This window comes from Aurantimonas marina, assembly GCF_017183135.1.
Lineage (GTDB): Bacteria > Pseudomonadota > Alphaproteobacteria > Rhizobiales > Rhizobiaceae > Aurantimonas > Aurantimonas marina.
On sequence record NZ_JADDXW010000014.1, the window covers coordinates 17,287 to 38,246 of the forward strand.

The window sequence follows — 20,960 nt, forward strand, 5'->3', positions numbered from 1 at the left end:
TCCGATACGATACAGATAGAAACTATCTGGACATATCTATACGATCCATCTATTTTCTATTCGCGAAGGGCGCTTGGGTCAAGGTGGAATGCGTCGCTATGGACGGGGTGCGTAGCCTCGTTCCAAAGAAAGCGCAGTTCCACGGGTTTAGGGCGGGAAAAGCGATGGAAGCATCAGGGAGACGGACCATCGTCGCCCACGGGCGGCTAGCGATGCGCGAGCACCGACTCGCCGCCGCGCGGGAACGCCAGCACGGCCTTCAGATCATGTCGTTCGAACGATTGGCGGTTCGCCTCGCCGGCGGGTTCGCCAGGCCGATTGACGATGAGAGTTTGCGCGCCGCGATCCAAACGGTCTTGCCCTCCACTCCGCTCGGCGAATTGGAAAGCATCAAACTGCTTCCCGGGATGGTCGATGCGTCGGCCGACACCCTTCGCAAGGTGTGGCGGGCGGGAATCGACCTGTCGGCGCGCGCGGGGGACCATCCCCGCCTCGACTCCATCGCGCGGCTTGAAACCGCGGTGCTGGCGCAACTGCCGCCAGGGATGATGCGCCCGGCCGATCTCGTCGCTGCGGCCAGCCTGCGCCTTGGTCATGCCAAGGCGGTGCTCGGTCCGGTCGAGATCGTCGGCATCACCGAGCTTTCGCCCTGCTGGCGTCCACTCCTTCAGGCGCTGACCACCCATATCGCGGTGACGTGGACGGCGGGTCCGCGTTCCACACCCGCTTGGCTCGATGCAACGGGCGTGGCCGTCAACCGGACGGGTCCCCAAACGCCCGCCATCAGCGCCGTCAGCGCGGCCACGGCATACCATGAGGCCATTGAAGCCATCCGCTGGGCCCGCAGCCTGTTGGCCTCCGGCGAGGCCCAGCCGGCGGACATCGCCATCGCAGGCGCGTCGACGGCCGAATATGATGACCACTTCCTCTCACTTCGCGCCGACGCCAATCTCGATCTGCACTTCGTTCACGGGATCAAGGTTACGACAACCCGCGAGGGCCAAGCCGCCGCCGCGCTCGCCGATATCCTCATCCGAGGCCTGTCGCAGACGCGCATGCGCCGCCTGGCTGCGCTTTGCGGATCGGAAACAGGCCCGTTCCAGACCTTGCCTCCGGGTTGGATGCGCGTCCTTCCGTCGGACGCACCGCTGGCCTCTGCCGCTGCCTGGACGCGCTTGCTCAATCGCTTGACGGCGGCTGACTGGCCTGACGCGCAGGATCACACCGCGACACTGCGCGGCATCGTAGCGCTCCTCGCCAAGGGCCACACCGCCGCCGAGGAAATCGGCGCCGCGCTTCTCAACGGTCGAGCGCTGGCGATCTGGCGCAAGGCGCTTTTGGCCGGTCCCTCCGGATCGCTCGATGCGACACTCGAAATCTTAAAACAGGATGACGGCCTCGAGGGCTGTGTCTCCGTCGCCTGGATGCCGGCCAGCGCGTTGGCTGCGTCGCCGCGCCGGCTCGTTCGGCTCGTCGGTCTCAACTCCGCACGTTGGCCGCGCGGCATTTCGGAAGATCGCCTGATCTCCGACCACATCATTCCGACCGTCGAGCTTGATCCGCTCCCGGTCGGCGCGGCCGACCGGCGGGATTTCGAAACCATTCTCGCGACGACCGAGCGCCAGATCATTCTGTCGCGGTCTCGCCGCGACAGCGAAGGCAGACTTCTCGGGCGCAGTGCTCTGCTCGGCGATCACGCCGGCGAGATCTATATCCGCCGCAACGCGGTCCCACTCCACGCTTTCAGCGAAAGCGACCGGCTGATGGCGCGTCCGCAAGAGTTTGCGCATGAACCGCAGGCGATCAGCGCGACGGCCTGCTGGCGCAACTGGCACCGCAAGGAAATCACGCCGCACGATGGTCTAGTTCGGGCGGACCATCCTCTCCTGCTGGCCATCCTGGCCCGAACTCAGTCGGCCAGTTCGCTCAAGCTCCTTCTGCGAAGCCCTCTCGGCTTCCTCTGGAAATACGGGGTGCACTTGCGGATGCCCGAGAGCGGGACCGATCCCCTGGTTCTCGATGCGCTCGGCATGGGGGACCTCGTCCACATGACGCTCGACCTCGCGCTTCAAAAGTTGGAAGCGGCAGGAGGCCTCGCCAAGGCCGACGAAAACCAGATCGCAGCGGCGGTGCAGAACGCTGCCGTCGAGGTTTCGGGCGTCTGGGAAAGCGAACGCGCCGTCCCGCCCGCTGTCATCTGGCGCCGGACTTTGGATGAAGCGCGCCTGCTCACCAGCCGCGCGCTTACCTATGGTGATGAGCGTCTGCCGGACGCCCGGTCCTATGGCGAAGTGGGGTTTGGCGGAGCTAGCGCCAAATCGACTGCCGAGAGCCCGTGGGATCCGTCAACGATCGTCGAAATCCCCGACGCCGGGTTTCGAATTGCCGGCTACATTGATCGTCTCGACATCTCAGGCGATGGCAAGCGCGTCCTGGTCCGTGATTACAAGACCGGCAGGCCACCCAAGGACAACATCGGCCTGGACGGTGGCCGGGAATTGCAGCGCTGCCTCTACGCCTTTGCCGTGAAGGCGTTGCTGGGCGCGGATGTCTCGATCAGCGCGTCGCTGCTCTATCCGCGCGACCAAATCGACCTGCAACTCGACGATCCCGAAACCACGCTGGTCGAGATCACCGGATATCTGCAGGCGGCGCGCATCAATCTGACGGCCGGCAACGCCCTCATCGGACCGGATACGGGCGGGACCTATGACGACCTGGCCTTTGCGCTGCCGGCGAACGCGGGCGCCACCTATTGCAAGCGCAAGCTCTCGGCCGCGACCGAACTGTTTGGCGATGCTGCACAAGTCTGGGAGGCGCAGTAATGACCGCTGTAACGAAAGACCTTCGCGATGACGCGGCCCGCCGCAACGCGATCAGCGTGCATGATCGCTCGATCCTGGTCGAGGCTGGCGCCGGGTCCGGCAAGACGGCTGTCATGGCCGGTCGCATCGCGGTCATGCTGGCCGAAGGCATCGCGCCCAAATCCATCGCGGCGGTGACGTTCACGGAACTGGCGGCCAGCGAGCTTCTGATCCGGGTGCGCGACTTCGTCAACGACCTCTCCGCCGGACAAATTCCGCCCGAACTGCGGATCGCCTTGCTCGGCGGTCTGTCGGACACCCAGAATGCCCAACTCGCGGCAGCGAACGTCGCGATCGACGAGATCACCTGCTCGACCATCCACGGCTTCTGCCAGCGTCTGATCAAGCCCTATCCGGTCGAGGCTGATATCGATCCGGGCGCCAGTGTGATGGATCGCAACCAGGCTGACGTCGCCTTTATCGAGATCGTCGAGGCCTGGCTGCGTGAGCAACTTTCAGGTGGCGAAGGCGGCATCATCGCTGAAATGGTGCTTCAGAATCCCGGTGAAACCGTCGGGCTGATCCACAAGATCGTCGCGAACCTGCGCCGACGTCGAACGGTGTCCGCCCCGGCGGTCACTCCGCTGACGCCGCACCTTCAAACCTTCCTCACTGCAGCGGACTCCTTCGCTGAGTTCATCCGCACCGCGCCCGCAGTCGAGGAAGAAACAGCGATGATCGCCGAGCGGTTTGCCGAAATGGCGCAGGCCCTTGATGACGCTTCCGTTGCCGAAACGCCGGCTGGGCTGGTCCGCCTGCTGGTATCGCAGCCGCACCGCGATCTTTGCACCAAGAGCGGAGCCTTCTCCGCGTTCAAGAAGAAGGGCAAATGGGTCGACGCGGCCAAGCGCGAGGGCTTGGCCAAGGCTGATGGCGAGCGCCTCAACACGGCAGCCGAAGGGCACTATGCGGCGTGCCGCGAGGCATGGCAGACGATGCTCCAGAATGTCGCCAGCCGCGTGCTAGCCGATCTGATCGCCCAGGTTCAACCGGTTCTGCACCGCTTCCGCGACCACAAGCGTTCAGCGGCTCTGCTCGATTTCGACGACTTGATCTTCGCGGCGCGCGGCTTGCTGCGCGATCATGATGATGTTCGCCGGTCGCTGGCGGCGCGTTTCGCCCATGTCCTTGTCGATGAGTTTCAAGACACCGACCCGCTACAGACCGAGATCTTCTGGCGTCTCTGCGGCGAACCGCCCGCAGACGGTTCGACCACCGACTGGTCGGCTTTTCAAATCCGTCCCGGCGCACTGTTCCTGGTCGGCGATCCCAAGCAGGCGATCTATCGTTTCCGTGGCGCTGATGTCAGCGCCTATGTGCGGGCACGTGATGCGTTTCTCGCCCAGAATCCGGACCGTGTCCTGTCGATCTCGACCAACTTTCGCTCCTGCGCCCCCATTCTCACTTATGTGAACGAGCGCTTCGAGACGTTGCTATCGAGCGAGGGACAGCCGGGCTTCACCGCGCTCGACCCGTTCCACGCTGATCGCGGAGAAGCGCCGTGTGTCGCAGCCCTGGACGTCGCGGTCGCCGACGAAAACGGTAAGGCCACGGCCGAACAGCAGCGTGACGCCGAAGCCGAAGCGGTCGCCGAGATGTGCGCCCGCCTGATCGGCAGCGAGATGATCCTCGATCGCCGGAGCGGCGCCAGCCGGGTCTGCCGGCCGGGCGACATCGCCTTGCTCGCCCCTACCGGCAGCGATCTGTGGCGCTATGAAGAGGCGCTCGAACGGCACGGCATTCCGGTCGCGACCCAGGCAGGCAAAGGACTGTTTCGCCGCCAGGAAATCCAGGACCTGATCGCGCTGACCCGCGTCCTCGCCGACCGGCGCGACACCCTCGCCCTAGGCGCGCTGCTGCGCGGCCCGCTCGTCGGCCTGACCGAGGAAGAGCTTCTTGACATCATCTGGGCGCTGCCGCGCTCCGAGGACTATCCGGACGCGCTGCCCCGGCTCGATCTCGGGGTCGATGCCAGCGGCATCGAGCACGCGCTTGCCCGGACGTCCATCGAGAAGCTGCAAGCGCTCTACCGTCGGACCAACAGCACAACGCCGCACGACCTCCTGTCGCAAGCGATCGACGTGATGCGGGTACGCCCGATCCTGCTCGAACGGCACCGCGGACAAGCGGAACGCGCACTCGCCAATGTCGATCTCTATCTGAGCCTGACGTCCGCCTTTGCGGTTCGGGGCCTTCGCGCCTTTGCCGAGACCATGACGGCAGCCTGGACCGACGAATCGCGTGCAGTCGAGGGACGACCCGACGCTCAGGAGGAAGCCATCGCCCTCTACACCATGCACGCCGCCAAGGGCCTGGAATGGCCGATCGTGGTGCCCGTCAATACAATGACGGGGATCATGGCGCCGGAAAGCGCCGTGACCGATCGCGACAGCGACATCTTCTATTGCCCGGTCTTTGGCGTCCGGCCGGTCGGGTATGACGACGCCCGCGACGCGGAAAAAGCCGAGCTCGACCGCGAGCGCATCCGGCTCTGGTATGTCGCCGCCACACGGGCGCGCGAGTTGCTTGTCCTGCCTCGGCTTGACGCCGCACCGTCGAAATCGGCCTGGATCTCCCTCCTCGATCTGTCGCTCGGCGAGCTTCCGGCGCTCGATCTGTCCCATCTCTCGCCGGACGTGGGAGTAGCACCGGCCGGCCAGAGCAACCCGCAGACGCGGGAGATTTTTTCGGCGGAAGCTGCTGCCATCGCAGACCGTCATCGTCGCCTGACCTGGCTAGCGCCAAGCCGCGACGAAACCAGCGCCGGGCCTGTTGTGACCCCCGAAGCGGCAGAAATCTGGGCAGCAAGCGACCCAGGTCAGCCTCATGGCGAAGCCGCCCTCGCTAGCATCCAGGGCGGACGCGAACGTGGTCTCATCCTGCACAAGATTCTCGAGGAGGTTCTGACCGGCGAAACGCCCGACGATGTGGCGTCTCTGACCGAACGCGCGCAGGTGCTCATTGCCGCGATCGACAAGCCGGTGGTTGATGATCCCGCCCAAGGGCTTTCGCCGGCCGAGCTCGCGGGCTGTGTGGCGCGCACCCTCGCGTTGCCCGAAATCGCCGAGCTTCGGCCGACCCTTGCGCCGGAGTTTCCGGTCTATGCCTCGGCGTTTGTCGACGACCTTGAACAGGCAACCGCAGGCATCGCGGACGCCATCAGCTTTGGGCCTGATGGAAAACCGCAGGTCGTCATCGACTGGAAGAGCGATGTTCAACCAAGCCCAGAGATCATCGAGCACTACCGCGCCCAGGTCCGGAATTATCTGGTTATGACCGGGACCGAACGGGGGCTGATCGTCCTCGTGACGTCGGGCGAAATCCTCACGGTTATGCCTTCGCCAGTCGCCGCGGTCGCGGCGTAGGCGGCAGGCGCTGGGGAGGATCGATGCACGCACGAACAGACGCCACCGCTCCCGGGCAGGACGACCTCTTCACCGAGGAGGTATCGCTGCCCCTCCCGGCGCGAATGGCCGTCGAGGGCAAAGTCTTGGGCAGCACAACGCGCCAGCAGGCGGTGCCATCGACAGAAGCCATTTGCCGGCTCAAGCCTTTCACGGTTCGGCGTGTCGGAGGATTTGAGACGACGCTGTCAAACGGCCAGACCCTCATCATACTCAGCGGAAAGACGGCGACTAAGCTGGATGCTGACCTCATCCTGCTCGTACCCGAGGCTCAGCACCCGAAGGAGATCAAGGAAGCGCTGGAGCGTGGAGAAGGGCGTTGGCTCCGTCCCACACCCCTCAATCCCGCTCTGGTCAGCGTTCCAGATATGACGGCCCGGCTTGCGGCCGTTACCGTGTCCTGGGATGACGCCTTCCATCTGCGCGAAGGCCGGGCGGCCGTGGACGGCAAGCCAGCCGTTCCCGGATTGAGACGACCCCAGATTGGCGCGCTCCACGCGGCCCTCGCGCACGCGACACGTTCGACCGAGGCCGCGACTATCGTCATGCCGACCGGCACGGGCAAGACAGAGACCATGCTGGCTCTGAACGCTCGCCAGCAATTTGACCGGTTGCTGGTCGTGGTTCCAACCGACGCCCTTCGCGAACAGATCGCCGGGAAATTCGAGACCTTTGGCGTCCTCAAGAGCCAGGCGTGCCTCGACGCATCAGCCGACTATCCCGTGGTGACCCGTCTTGCGCACATCCCCTCGTCTGTTGCGGAGGTCGATCAGAGCTTCGACACGGCCAACGTCATCGTCACCACCATGCACATCGCCGGGCGGGCAGACCCCCAGGTTCAAGAACAGATGGCGGCGCGAGCCGCAGCGCTGTTCATCGATGAGGCCCACCATATCGGCGCCCGGACATGGTCGGAATTTCGCGGTCTCTTCGTCGACCGCAAACCGCCGATCCCGATCGTCCAGTTCACCGCCACCCCGTTTCGCGAGGACGGGCGGCGCGTGGACGGTGAGTTCATCTATACCTACCCCCTGAAGAAGGCGCAGGAAGAAGGCTATTTCAAACCCATCCGGTTCGAGGCCGTCTTCGGACTTGATCGTCCTGACGCCGACTTGGCGATTGCCGAAAAGCTTGGCGAAGTCCTTACCGAGGATCTCGCGGCTGGCCTCAACCACCTCGCCATGGCGCGTTGCAGTACGATCGAACGCGCAAAGCACTTGCACCGCCTCTACACCGAGACCTATCCGGTACATCGCCCCGTCATCGTCCACAGCCAGCAGCCGCTGCGCGAGAGACGCGAAAATCTTGCGGCGCTTCGACGGTTCGAGAGCCGGATCATCGTCTGTGTCGACATGCTGGGTGAAGGATTCGATCTTCCTGAGCTGAAAATCGCGGCTCTGCACGACCACCACAAAAGCATCGCGGTCACGATCCAGTTTGTTGGCCGCTTCACTCGCCAAGACCCGACCTTGGGTGATGCGACCGTCATCGCAAACACCGGCATCGACGACATCGATCGATCGCTGGCGAAGCTCTATGCCGAAGACGCTGATTGGAACGCGCTGGTTGAGGCGCTGAGTTCGGCCAAGATCGAGCGCCAGGTCCGGCGTGCCGAGATGTTCAAAGGCTTCACCGGCGATCTTGACGACATCCCGTTGCAAACCCTCGAGCCGAAGATGAACGCGGTCGTGTACCGGACTTCGTGCGAGAGCTGGGATCCCTTCCAAGCCGAAGATCTATACGACCCCGGCTTCTACCTCGGCATGAAAATCAATCCGCACCAGCGCGTGGCGATCTTCGTCACCCGGGCGGAGGAACAGGCCCGCTGGACGACGGCGCAGCACGCCATCAACGTGACGTGGGACCTGCATATGCTGCATTGGGACCAGGCAAGCGGCCTGCTCTATATCAGCAGTTCGGCCAAAGGACCGTTCGACCGGCTGGCCAAGGCCGTTTGCGGCGAGACGGCCCGCCGCGTAGAGGGCGAAGATGTCTTCCGCAGCCTGCATGGCTTCAAACGCCTGATCCTGCGCAACCTCGGCCTCACTCACCATCAGGGCCGCGGCGTTCGCTATTCCATGTATATGGGTGTCGATGTGGCCGACGGGCTGGATAGCGCCAAATCCCAATCACGGATCAAGAACAACGTCTCCGCCACCGGGTTTCTCGACGGCTCGCCGGCTTCGCGAGGCTGCTCGGCCAAAGGCAAGTTCTGGTCGATCTCCAAAGTGCGTGATCTCACCGACTGGGTCGACTGGTGTCAGGATGTCGGCCGCGCCGTGAATGATCCCAGCATCACCACCGACGGTGTGTTCAAGAGCGCTATGCGACCGCGCCAGATCAGTGATCGCCCGGCGGTCCCGCCCGTGGCGATTCATTGGCCGGAATCGCTTCTGATGCAGATCGAAGACCGCATCGAAATTACCTTCGGCGACAAACCAGTCCTGTTCACCGAATGCGACATCGAACTGCTCGACAATGCGCGAACCGGGCCGCTGCGCTTTGCCGTGCGAAGCGACGACCAGTCCGCCGAGTTCGAGATCGTCTTTGCCGATGGCGGAGCGCGCTACCCCCAGCGCAACGGCCCCAAGGCGACGATCAAGGTCGGCAGCAAGATCCAGACGCTTTCGGAGTCCTTCGCCGATGATGCGCCGCAGATCGACTTCGGTGACGGCTCCCTGCTGATCTACAGCCACCTCTACGCCCTGCCTGAAGGCGAAATGGTTCAACCCTATCCGCACGAGAAGATCGAGGTGGGGGACTGGTCGAAAACCAACATCCGCGCCGAAGCGCAGGGTGTCGAGAAGCGGGTCGATTCGGTCCAGCGGCTGGTCATCGAAACCTTGTTGGCCGACACCGAGCCCTATGACATCATCTTTGACGACGACGGCAAAGGTGAAATCGCCGATGTGGTCGCATTGCGCATCACCGACAGCGTCGTGTCGGTGACCTTGTTTCATTGCAAATATTCGAGCACCGCAACGCCCGGCGCTCGGCTCAACGACCTCTACGAGGTGTGCGGGCAAGCTCAGAAATCGGCCAGGTGGCGTGATCGGCCCAACCGGATGCTCCAGCACATGCTGAAGCGCGAACAGATGCGGCGCGACAGGGGGCTCAGCTCGCGGATCGAGCGGGGTTCGGCGGCCATGATCAAGAAGCTGAAAGCCGGCTGGCAGGACCATCGCTTCGAATACGACGTTCGCATTGTGCAGCCTGGTCTTTCCCGCCAAGCCATAGGCGAGGAGGGTCTGCATCTGCTTGCCGGCGTCGAGACATATCTGCTGGAAACCCGCGCCATGCGCCTGCGGATCATCGGTAGCGACTGATGCCCACGTTCGTTCAACACCGGCGCTGGTCGCCCGAAGACAGAATTGCGGGGGCCAATGTCGTCACTTGCCTGGATTGATTTCGACGAAGCCGAGCGTCAGCGGGCGCAACGGATCATGGCGCTGTTTCAGGAACGCGAGACCCGCGACGAACTCGGTTTGGGCGGCATTAGGGATTCCATTGCTGACCACCTGTTCCCCGGGACCAGCACCATCCAGACGCGCTTGCGCTACATGCTCTTCATCCCCTGGCTCTTTCAGATGCTGGAAGGCTCGGCGGCCGGGCCGGATCAGCTCGCGACCGAAGCCCGCGCGCTAGAAAACAGGCTGGCCAACGCACTCAAGGCAGGCGGAGAATCGAACGGCATCATCGGCCGCGATGCTGGCGCTGATCTTCAGAGGCTCCCCAGCTCCGTCTATTGGGCCGGACTAGGCACTTGGGGCATCCGTCTCTTTCCGGGTTCGACCGACAATCTTTTCTCCTCCATGCGCCACCTCCAGCGCAACCGGCCGCGGGTCCGCGAAAGTGAAGATGCCGCGTCGGAAGCCCAAGCCCTTCAAATCTGGACGCCCGTGCTGCCGCCCCGGCCCAAGGAAATCCTTGAAGCGGCGCGCTTCCGCCTCACGCCTGATGAGGCCCAGTTCATCATTGACCGGCTGGTGGCGCAGCAACCCCGCAGCCTGCTGGCGTTCCTTGCCCGCACCGGCAGCGGCAAAGCCGACTGCCGCTATATCTGGGAGCATCCGCATCTCGCGGATTTCCCCGGTGATACCCGCTCGCTGGTCGGTCATGGCGAGTTGTTTTCGAGCGTGATGCACGGCGCCTCGCTCCTCTACAATCTGCTTCTAAGCCAGATGCGAGAGAAGCCTGACTGGATCGAGGAGTATCAATCGCGCCTGCAGGAATGGCGCGAGGGCTTGGATATGCCGACGATCCGCGCATGGTCGCTCGACACCTTCTGGCAGGCCATTGATCATCCCGCGAACCGCATCCGGCCTGCCGCAAAGCGCTTCGTCACCGAATGGCTGGCGCTGGTTCGGTCCGGTGACGTTGGCGAAGGCCGTCTGACACCCGCCGCGCGCATGGTGCAGGATCGCGAGCGACGGCTGAAGACCAGCCAGTCGCGGTTCGCCAACCGGGCTGTGCGGGACCGCTGGACCGGCGCGTCGGGCGTTGAGCGGCTGTCGTTCCGCTGGGCGCAGGGCAGATCGCACCTGCGGGATCTCGCCGATGCTCAATAGGCCGACGCTCGATCCCGAGACCCGTGTGCTCTACGGCGACAGCCTCCAGCCTCCGCCGGGCTATGTCTTCGACGCTGCGGTCGCGACAACCTTCTCGCTCGATTTCGAGACGGCGCTGGCCGCTCCGGTGAGCCTGGCCTTATTCGCCGCGGAGAATCGTGACGACATTCTCTCGCATCCATTAGCTCTGCTCGAGGGGGCCGAACGGATTGCGGGACGTCTCGTGGTTTTTGCCGATGCCGGGCATCTCCACGCCCAAAGCCGACCTCACTCGCGCCTCTGTTCGCTTCTGGAACGGATCATCGTCGAGGTCGCCGCGCCCCGTGGCGGCGCATTCCATCCGAAGATGTGGGTCTTGCGCTATCGGCCGACCCGTGCCGAGGATCCAACATTGTTGCGGCTCCTCGTCCTCTCGCGAAACCTTACGCGGGACCGTTCCTGGGACATCTCACTCCGCCTCGATGGCGAGCTTACGCGCCGACCCGACACCAAGAACCGGCCACTTTTCGATCTGCTCACTCGTCTGCCGGACCTGGCGGTCGCCGGCATATCCGATGAAGCGCGCGCCCTGACTGTCGAGATTGCCGAGGACGCCCGCCGCGCCAAATGGACGATGCCGGACCGCTTTGAAGACGTGGCCTTCGCCCTTAACGGGTTTGGCGGCAAGATCTGGCAGCCGGCGGCGTGCACGCGACTGGGAGTGATCTCCCCCTTCTGCGACACCGACGCACTCGTTCTGTTGGCGGGTCTGCCGACGGCGGAAAAGCCGATCATCATAAGTCGGCCCGATCAATTAGCCTGCATCGATACAGCCACGCTCGACACCTTCGAACGCGTTTCCGTTCTCGACGAGATGGCCGCCAGCGAAGACGGCGAGGAAGTCTCCGCAAGCGCGCTGCAGGGACTCCATGCGAAAGCCTTCATCGCCGAGATCGGCTGGGACACCGTCCTAACGATCGGGTCAGGCAATGCGACCCGACCGGCCCTGCTCTCGGGCAACAATGTCGAGCTGTTCGCCTCGCTTCAGGGCAAACGCTCCAAGGTCGGCAGCATCGAGCAAATTATGGGAGAGAAAGGCTTTGGTCGCCTGACCCGCGCCTTCGTCCCCAGTGAATTGGACCCCGTCGATCCAGCAGTGGTTACGGCTGAGGCGCGGCTTGATGACGCCCGCCGCGCCCTATGCCGAGGCGGGCTGCGGCTGCGCTGCGAACGGATCGAGAGCGAAGACGCCGGAGAGAATCCGTGGCGCGTCTGGCTGACGCCGTCGGAACCTCTGCCGCTCAAGGGCATCGGTTCCCTTAGCGCATGGCCAATCACACGCGGCGACGGTCATGCCTGCCACGTCCTGTCGGCATTGCGGTCTGGCGAGTCGGTCGATCTGGGGGCCATGCCCATGGTCGACCTCACTCGCTTCCTTGCATTCCGGCTGACAGACGAGAACGAAAAGGCGTCCGTGCTGTTCAGCACCAGCTTGATGATGGATGGGCTTCCGGCCGAACGACATGCCGCCATTCTGCGCTGGGTGATCGACAGCCGCGACGCCTTCTTCCGTTACCTCCGGCTCTTGCTCTCCGAACTCGGTGACCCGTTCAGCGCAGCCCTGGCGGCGCAAGATGGCTCGGGAGCCACAGCCTGGACCGCAGCGGCTGATGATGCGCCGCTGCTGGAAGACATGGTCCGTGCCCTGTGCCGCGGCGGCGAACGGCTCCACGCCATCGAGCGGCTGATGACCCGCCTGGAGGCTGGGAACGACACTGGCGCCGACCCCATCCCGGCCGATTTCCGCACTTTGTGGGATGCCTTCCGCATCGCGCTCCAGGATCAGGGCGCAGACTATGCCGGATAAGCGTTTTGAAGCCGCAACCGCGATCGCGCCGCTCAAGGCTTTCCAGCGTCGTACTGTCGATTATGTGTTTGATCGGCTTTACGGCGATCAGGACCCCATCCGACAGTTCCTGGTCGCAGATGAGGTCGGGCTGGGTAAGACCATGGTGGCCCGCGGCGTCATCGCGCGGACCATCGAGAAGCTCTGGGACACGACCGACCGGATCGACATCCTCTATATCTGCTCCAATCAGGCGATCGCGGCGCAGAACCTCAATCGCCTGAACGTCCTCAACCGGCGCGAACTGGCGCTGCCGACGCGGATGACGCTGATCCCGCTTCAGGTGCGTGGTGACCAGGGTCTGGACGCCAACAAGGTCAATTTCATCAGCTTGACGCCGGGCACGACCTTCGACCTGCGATCAACTACGGGCGTGACGCGCGAACGGGCCCTCCTCCTGCGGATGCTGGAGGATCGCGTCTCACGGCCGCGCGGTCTTCACAATCTGCTCCAGGTCACCGCCGGCGTCGACGGTTGGAACGGCGCGGTCCGCGATCTGACGCTCGACGGCGTCGATCAGCGGATCATCGACCGCTTCCGCCGCGACGTTGAATCCGACACCGTCTTGTTCGAAGAGCTTGAGGCCGTCTGCGATCTCTTCCCGCGTCGTCGGGAATCCTACCCCTATGAGCTGGGCCAGCGTCGCAACGCGCTGGTCGGCAGGCTGCGGGGCAAGCTCTCGCACGCCTGCATCGACGCGCTGAAGCCTGACCTGATCATTATGGACGAGTTTCAGCGCTTTCGGGATTTGCTGCACGGCGAGACCCCAGCCGCCGATCTTGCGCGCGAGCTGTTCGATTACTCCGATGGCAACGGCCATGCGGCGCGCACGCTGCTGCTGTCGGCGACGCCCTATCGAATGTTGACGCTGTCGGGTGATGAACCCGATGACGGCGAACATTACCGAGATTTTCTGGAGACCTTGTCGTTCCTTTACGGCCGCACCAACGGCCCACAGATCGCAGCCACGCTGGAAGCCGAGATGCGGCAATTCCGGGGCTTTCTCCACGCCCTTCCAGACGCCCGGCCCGAAGCGATCACTGCCCGCCGCAGCGTTGAGCGGCACCTCCGCAAAGTCATGGCGCGTACCGAGCGTGTTGCCAGCACGATCGATCGGGATTCGATGGTTGGCGAGCCTTCGATGGCGATCACTATTCAGCCCACGGATCTGCGCCAGGCAGCCGTCGTCTCGGATGTGGCGCGCGCCCTCGATGCGCCCGAGATTACCGAATACTGGAAATCAGCGCCCTATCTGCTGAATTTCATGCGGGATTACGCCCTCAAGCGCCTTTTGAAAGACAACCTCGACAAGCCCGCCCCTAACCTGCGCAAAGCCCTCGTTCACGCCCGTTCGGCCGAGCTCAACCACGACCGCCTCGATACCTATGAACCGCTCGAGCCGGCCAACGGCCGGATGCGCGGCGTTATGGACGATGTGTTCGGAGACGGTCTCGATCAGCATCTCTGGATCCCACCTTCCCTGGCCTACTATGGGCCTGATCGGCAGGGACCGCCCCTGACCAAGGCGCTGATCTTCTCCTCCTGGTCGATGGTCCCGGATGCGATCGCGGCCATCTTGTCCTACGAAGCCGAACGGCGAATGGGGGTTGGCACAGCCGGTCAGCGTTACTTCGGCCATGTGCGTCCTCGCCCTATCCAGTTCAGGCAGGATCAAGGGCGGCTTGTGGCCATGCGCGCGATGCACTTGGTGTATCCGTCTCCGACGCTGGCGCGCCTAGCCGATCCGCTTGCGATCTTCGCTGCTCATCCCGAACCCCTGTCGGTCGAAGCCATGCGCAAGGCCGTCGCCGAGCGTCTGCGCGAAAGTGTCGAAGCGCTAACAGAGCGATCGGGAGAAATTGCCGACGGTCGAGATTGGGAATGGGCCGCACCGGCCGCTATCGACGCAATGGCGGATGCAAACTCCGTCGCCTGGGTGGATTCGCCTTACGGCTTCGCCACGCTTGGCAACGAGGAGGGCTTCAAGGAGCACGTCGCCGAGCTGCGGACAGTGGCGACTGACCGCCAGTTCGGGCCGGTGCCTGAAACACTGATCGACCTGCTCGTTGACGTCTCGCTGGGAAGTCCCGCGGTATGTGCCCTGCGTGCCTTGCGTCGGATCGCACCGGACCTTGCTTGGGATGATCACCGGCTTCTGAAGGCCGCCAACCAGGTCGCCTGGGGCTTTCGCACGCTCTTCAACCAGCATGATGCCGTCGCCCTCCTGCGCAAAGACGATGATGATCGATACTGGCGCCGCGTCCTGACCTACGGCGTGGAGCATAATCTCCAGGCCGTTCTTGACGAATATGTTCACTACCTTGTCGATGCCGAAGGGCTCGGCGCACGGCCATCTGCAGAGCGCGTCGCCGGGGTCGGCAAAGCCATCTCGGAGGCCTTGGCAATTCGTCCATCACAGATCGACGTCGAGGATCCGACGGTCGATGGGAAGAAGCTGGTCATCAACAAGTTCCAAATGCGCGGCCGCTTCGCCATGCGCCTAGCCGACTACAAGGACGAGGAAGGCGGCGCGGCGCGCCTGGGAAGCGTGCGTGATGCTTTCAACTCGCCCTTTCGTCCTTTTGCCCTCGCCACAACCTCGGTCGGACAGGAAGGGCTAGACTTCCACCCCTATTGCTACCGCGTCTATCACTGGAATCTTCCCGGCAACCCGGTCGATCTGGAGCAGCGTGAGGGGCGTGTTCATCGCTTCAAGGGCCATGCGATCCGACTAAACTTGGCGTATCGACAGATCGACGTCGTCAGAGGCCAGGTCGCAATCCCTGACGATCCCTGGAAAACGATGTTCGACGCCGCCCGAGCCGAAACCGAGGTCGATACAGATCTCATTCCGTATTGGATCTACGAAGGCCCGGTCAAAGTCGAGCGGCGTGTTCCCATGCTCCCGTTCAGCCGCGAGGTTCGCCGGCTGGAATGGCTCAAGCGAAGTCTGACAGTCTATCGCCTGGCCTTTGGTCAACCCCGCCAGGAAGACCTGCTGGAGTATCTCCGCAGTCTGCTCGGAACCGACACCGCCGCCGAGGATCTCGCGGAGCTGCAAATCCGACTCGAGCCATAAGCCCAAAGGCCTATCCAGCGTCGCCAGCAAATGTGGCGCAGCGTTCCTCAACGAGGGCGATCACCTTGGGTTGCGCTGCCCTTGCCGCCTCGGCCTCAGCCGCGAATGCCGGCAGGTGCAGCGTCTTGGCACGCTCGGCCAGTCGCCCGGCAAGTTCGCCGATAGCCGCCTCGGCGTCGCCGACCGTCAGACCGATCGTGCGGGCCAGCGCGAGGAAGTCCTGGCGGGTCAGCCGATCATCCTTGCCGTTCAGCTTCAGAGCCATCCGATCACCGCCAAGGCCCGGAAAGACTCGCGTGGTGACAGCATCGTAGAGCGGCGCGAAACGCACTGTCATGAATGCCTTAGCGCCCGCGTCTGCCGTCTTAAGCATCGCAAGGTTTTTCAGGTGCATATCGCCATCGGCAATCAACCAGGCGAAGACCGCGCGGCGAAACAAGATGTCGAGGTCCGCGGCAGGATCGGTCGAAAGCGGACGCAGGCCCCGCGCCATGCGCTCGATCGTGCCATCATATTTTGCCGAAGCTGGAAGGTCCAAGATGGAGCAGAAGTCCTCCATCGCCAGACGACGGTCATCCTGAGGGTCGTGCCGGATATCAAACCGCTCCACGACCAGGGCCGGCGACATGCCGTCGGGCATCTCGATCAGGGCCGCGTCGGGCACCTCGAACCCGCCCGCTCGTCCAAGCTCCAGGCACAGCCATTCCACGATTGGCAGCGTCTCGAAGCCTGCCGTCCCGGCAGGCTTGAGAATGTGGGTGAAGGGTTGGTCGATGGCCGGAACGAGGGCGCCATCCGGCGTCAGGCTCATCGGCGCCTTGATCTGGACGCCCGATAGGCGTGGCGTTTCGGCGCGCGCGAAGATGCGCGCCAGGTTCTGCTCGAAGGTCTCCTCGATCTCGCCACGCGCTGGTCCGGCATACACGCCTGTGAAGCGGCCCGCGTCAAGGAAGGTGGCGAGCGTGGTGGTGAGCACATCGGCAGGCAATGTCGCCAGTTCCTCGCGGTCCTCGACGATGACGATGTTGGACATGTAGCGTCGGCCACGCCGCAGCGCCTCGCGTTCATCGCGCTCATGGAGGACCTGGGCAAGCCAGCCCTCCGGCAGCAGCGACTCGATGAACGCCGGCAGCTTGCCCGGCGTCGTCTCGCGGACCAGCGCCGGACCCACCCGTCTCTGAGCCTTCCAGCGCCATTCGAAACCGTCATGGGTCAGGCGGCCCAGAGGTTCGCCGTGCCAGGCGACCATAAGATCGAGCGCCGCCTTGTTGACGGGGACCTTGGCCGCGCCGGGCTGCGTCAACAGGAAGCGTTCAGCGCCTTCTCCCTCGCGATACCATTCATTCTCACGCGCCAGCGCCCAGACGGCGTCAGCCGCCGCGCGTGGCGTTCCATGCTCCTCCACCAACCGGGCGGCCATCTGGGCGCGCATTTCGACTGTGACGGCGCTGGCGTGTTCGCTTCGCAGGCGGAAGGCTTCGAGGAAGCGTTGGCGTGGCGACGACGCGGCAACGCGCAGCTCTCCGAGATCGTCGCCAATCACCGCGATCGCCGTCGAGGGGTGTGCCGGGGCTTGGTTCTGAACGATCTCGAGCGTGCCCAACCGCGTGCGTTGGTTGCGGCGACCACAGATGAACAGCCGTCCGTCTGGCGTGGGCGCGAGCAGAACCGCGCTTGCGGACGAGAGATAGGCGTTGGGGTATAGATAGTGGGCGATGCGGACGGCATGCCCCAGGATGCTTGCCTCAGCGTCGCCGTTATGATCGACATAGACGCCCCGGACGAGCTGGATCAGCTCGCCGCCCTGCGCGCGCTGATGCGCCCGCTTGGCATCGATCGTCTCTCCCACAAGGTGGATAGCCACAGGATGATCCCGCATTTCAGATGCGCGTTAATCGCACAGTCAGCGCGATGATTCAAGGATTATCGCGCATCTGGAATGCGCGATAATCCTCAGATTCTCCTTAGCCATTGCACGCAACACTTAGCGCAAGAGCTTACTTTTACTTACGCAACGAGTGGCGTGTCGGTCAGCCCGGCCGTTCGATAGCGCTACTTCAAAATGACCGGCTGACACTATGGGTCTGTGGGGGAATGCTTTCCCCTTGCCGCCGACACGTTCGCCGGCACACCCCATCAGCGGCGGGGGCCCAGGTTGTGCTAAAACTCTCCGGGTCCATCAGCCGCGGCTCTCGACCAGAACGCCCAAAGCAGCAGGGCCGCGCTTCCAATCCAAAGCCCGATGATGACGGCGGCCGCCACCCGGCTGACCGGCCGCTCAGCTCGGGCGTTCGCCTCCGCTCGAAACTCGGCCATAAGGTCCGGGGGTATTAGCCGGACAGCGAGCAAGATGCCGAGCGGCAGCAAGATCACGTCGTCGAGGTAGCCGAGCACGGGAATGAAGTCGGGGATGAGGTCGATCGGCGATAGCGCGTAGGCGGCGATGGCTGCGCAGAGCGCCTTGGCATACCAAGGAACGTGAGGGTCGCGCGCTGCGATCCAGAGTGCGACGACGTCCCGCTTGATTCTCCGCGCCCACCTTTTGGCCCGGCCCAGAAATGTTTCGGTTGCCATCGCCAAGGCCTACCGGGTCTCCACCGTCACATGGGCCAGCTCGTGGACCGGCCTGAGTCGTGATCGGATCTCCTCGCTATCCACTCCGCCGGTCACGCTGATGATCGCGGCGTGCGCTTCAGGCCCAACGCGCCAGACATGCAGGTCCGTGATCCGGGCGTCGCCTTTCTCAACATGCTCGCGCACCTCGCGCTCCAGCTCAGGATCAGCAGCATCGAGGAGCACAGCGGCCGTGTCACGCATCAGCGTCCAAGACCAGCGCGCGATGACAACTGCCCCGACGATGCCCATTGCCGGGTCGAGCCACACCCAATTGAGATAACGCCCGGCGAGCAACGCGCCGATCGCGAGCACCGAGGTCAACGCATCCGCGAGGACGTGGATGTAAGCCGAACGCAGATTGTTGTCTCGGCTTAGATGCGTCAGGGTTTGACCGTCACGGTGATCATGATGGTCGTGGGCGTGATGGTCATCATGGCTGTGACGATGTCCATGATGATGGCTCCCGCCCGAGAGCAGCAGCGCGCTCACCACGTTTACGGCCAAGCCGATCACCGCGACGAGCGTTGCCTGACCGAAGGCCACCGTTTGCGGGTTCAATAGCCGGACGACAGACTCGAAAGCGATGCCGACCGCAACGACCCCCAGGATGAGCGCGGACGCGAAGCCGGCCAGGTCGCCAACCTTGCCGGTGCCAAATGTGAAGCGGGAACTTGTCGCGTGGCGCCTGGCGAAGGCATAAGCGCCTGCCGCGACCGCGAGCGCGCCCGCATGTGTCGCCATATGGAATCCGTCGGCGAGCAGGGCCATCGAGCCGTAGACGGTGCCGGCGATGATTTCACCGACCATCATCACCGCAGTCAGGCCGACGACCCACAATGTTCGACGAGCATTCTCATCGTGCGCTTTGCCCAGAAACACATGGGAATGGGAAAGGGCGTCGATCTCTGAAATTGTCGCCATGACTGACCTCTTTACTTCGCGTAGCGCCGGATGACAGCGATCAGTTCGTCGGTTCCGGCAGCGCGGGCTGCGTCATCGAGATCCGGGCGAGCGACGTGCTCGCGCAAATGGTCCTCGATCAGCTCGTCCATCAGTCCGTTGATCGCGCCGCGAGCCGCAGCGACTTGCTGTAGAACGGCTGAGCACCCGGCATCCGTATCCAGCGCGCGCTCGACGGCCGCCATCTGCCCGGCGATCCGGCGGATGCGGGCGATGAGTTGATCCTTGTTGGATGATGTGTGGGCCATAGGGTACTCCCCTATAGTATAATACATCGGCTTGCTAGACCTCGGTCACGATGCGGCGTCATCGGCAAGCACCGGGATTGCCGGTGACGTGGGTTCTGGGTCAACGGGCAGTTTGCCTTTTTCAGGGTTGGGGAAAGCCTTCCCCTGCGGCCGAGCCAAGGTCTCGGCCGACCCCTTCTGCGGGGCCTGCCGCCCCGCAACGCCCCGCCGATCCCCGCACGGCCGCCACCGGCTTCGCGCGTTCGTGCCCTTCGGCGCATCGAGAGTGAGAGTGCGGACGGGTTTGCCGTGACGGGTTGAGGATCGGGAGAGTGGCTCCCGGCGCCCGTCGCGGAGAACCGCGATGTCCAGACAGTCCACCCATCCCCGTTCCGGCGCCGACCGGACGAACCTCTATGACGACATCACTGGCAAGATCATCGCCGAGCTGGAGACTGGCCGGATTCCCTGGGTCCAGCCCTGGGACACCGCGGCGGCGAAAGCACCGCTGGCCATGCCGCAGAACGCATCGACCCGCCGGCGCTATTCCGGGATCAATGTCCTGATCCTCTGGGGCGCGGTCATCGAACACGGCCTTGCCGGCCAGAGCTGGCTCACCTTCCGCCAAGCCCTGTCGCTCGGCGGCAATGTCTGCAAGGGCGAGCGCGGGACGACCGTCGTCTATGCCGATCGCTTCATCCCCGACGACGAGAAGAAGCGGGCCCGCGAGAACGGCGACGAAGCGCAGGCGATCCCGTTCCTCAAGCGCTTCACCGTCTTCAACACCGACCAGTGCGAGAATCTCCCGGAAGATATCGCCGCGGTCGCGCCTCCGCCGCCACCCGGCATGATCGAACCCCAGGCCGAGGCGTTGATCGCCGCGACCGGGGCAGATTTCCGTATCGGCGGCGGCCGCGCCTATTACGTCCCGGCGCTCGACTATGTGCAGGTGCCGCCCCCGGCCGCCTATTTTGAGCCGATCAACTGGCACCGCACTGCCTTCCACGAGCTGGGCCATTGGACAGGCCATCCCTCCCGTCTCAGCCGTGATCACTCCGGCTCCTTCGGCTCGAAATCCTATGCGCGTGAGGAGCTGGTAGCGGAGATGGCGGGCGCCTTTGTCTGCGCCTCCCTCGGCATCGTGCCGATCGTGCGCCACGCCGACTATATCGGCTCGTGGCTGGAGGTGCTGCGCGAGGACAACCGCGCGATCGTTCGGGCTGCCAGCCAGGCCAGCAAGGCGGCCGATTTCATCCTCGGCTTCCAGCCGGGTATCGGCGAGCATGCGACGGCGGCATCGGCGGATGACCAACAGGAAGCGGCGTGACAGGCCACGCCGAAACGTGGAGCCGGGAAT

11 protein-coding genes are annotated in these 20,960 nt (G+C 64.0%); 7 read left to right on the top strand and 4 right to left on the bottom strand.

Annotation, left to right across the window (positions count from 1 at the left end):
- Positions 1-164: 164 nt before the first annotated feature.
- From ING15_RS14995 to ING15_RS15020, 6 genes are all read left to right on the top strand, one after another.
- Positions 165-2,825 (top strand): PD-(D/E)XK nuclease family protein, encoded by a 2,661-nt coding sequence (locus ING15_RS14995; protein WP_206455649.1) that lies wholly within the window; start codon positions 165-167, stop codon positions 2,823-2,825.
- Positions 2,825-6,229 (top strand): UvrD-helicase domain-containing protein, encoded by a 3,405-nt coding sequence (locus ING15_RS15000; RefSeq protein ID WP_206455650.1) that lies wholly within the window; start codon positions 2,825-2,827, stop codon positions 6,227-6,229. The genes ING15_RS14995 and ING15_RS15000 overlap by 1 nt, the downstream gene beginning before the upstream one ends.
- A 23-nt stretch (positions 6,230-6,252) precedes the next feature.
- Positions 6,253-9,594: a DEAD/DEAH box helicase gene (locus ING15_RS15005; RefSeq protein ID WP_206455651.1), complete on the top strand. Its 3,342-nt coding sequence runs from the start codon at positions 6,253-6,255 to the stop codon at positions 9,592-9,594.
- Positions 9,595-9,711: 117 nt separating this feature from the next.
- The gene (locus tag ING15_RS15010; RefSeq protein WP_232845791.1) at positions 9,712-10,836 is read left to right on the top strand and encodes a DUF6361 family protein; all 1,125 of its coding nucleotides are present in this window, start codon (positions 9,712-9,714) and stop codon (positions 10,834-10,836) included.
- Entirely contained in the window at positions 10,826-12,682 is a 1,857-nt protein-coding gene (locus ING15_RS15015; protein WP_206455653.1) for a phospholipase D family protein, read from the top strand. Before ING15_RS15010 ends, ING15_RS15015 begins: the two co-directional genes overlap by 11 nt.
- On the top strand, positions 12,672-15,800 hold the full coding sequence (locus ING15_RS15020) for a helicase-related protein (RefSeq protein ID WP_206455654.1): 3,129 nt from the start codon (positions 12,672-12,674) through the stop codon (positions 15,798-15,800). Before ING15_RS15015 ends, ING15_RS15020 begins: the two co-directional genes overlap by 11 nt.
- A 10-nt stretch (positions 15,801-15,810) precedes the next feature.
- Here the strand turns inward: ING15_RS15020 and ING15_RS15025 are convergent, their stop codons facing one another.
- The 4 genes from ING15_RS15025 to ING15_RS15040 all read right to left on the bottom strand — a co-directional run bounded on the left by ING15_RS15025 (position 15,811) and on the right by ING15_RS15040 (position 19,624).
- Entirely contained in the window at positions 15,811-17,679 is a 1,869-nt protein-coding gene (locus ING15_RS15025) for a type II toxin-antitoxin system HipA family toxin (protein WP_206455655.1), read from the bottom strand.
- A 281-nt stretch (positions 17,680-17,960) separates the two neighbouring features.
- Positions 17,961-18,374, bottom strand: a complete 414-nt coding sequence (locus tag ING15_RS15030) for a YkvA family protein (RefSeq protein WP_206455656.1) — start codon at positions 18,372-18,374, stop codon at positions 17,961-17,963.
- Between the two features lie 9 nt (positions 18,375-18,383).
- A complete protein-coding gene (gene dmeF / locus ING15_RS15035; protein ID WP_206455657.1) occupies positions 18,384-19,337 on the bottom strand; it encodes a CDF family Co(II)/Ni(II) efflux transporter DmeF in 954 nt (317 codons plus the stop codon).
- Between the two features lie 11 nt (positions 19,338-19,348).
- Positions 19,349-19,624, bottom strand: a complete 276-nt coding sequence (locus tag ING15_RS15040) for a metal/formaldehyde-sensitive transcriptional repressor (protein ID WP_206455658.1) — start codon at positions 19,622-19,624, stop codon at positions 19,349-19,351.
- A 343-nt stretch (positions 19,625-19,967) separates the two neighbouring features.
- On the opposite strand from ING15_RS15040, the gene ING15_RS15045 reads away from it, so the two are divergent.
- Entirely contained in the window at positions 19,968-20,930 is a 963-nt protein-coding gene (locus ING15_RS15045; protein WP_206455659.1) for an ArdC family protein, read from the top strand.
- Positions 20,931-20,960: the final 30 nt, after the last annotated feature.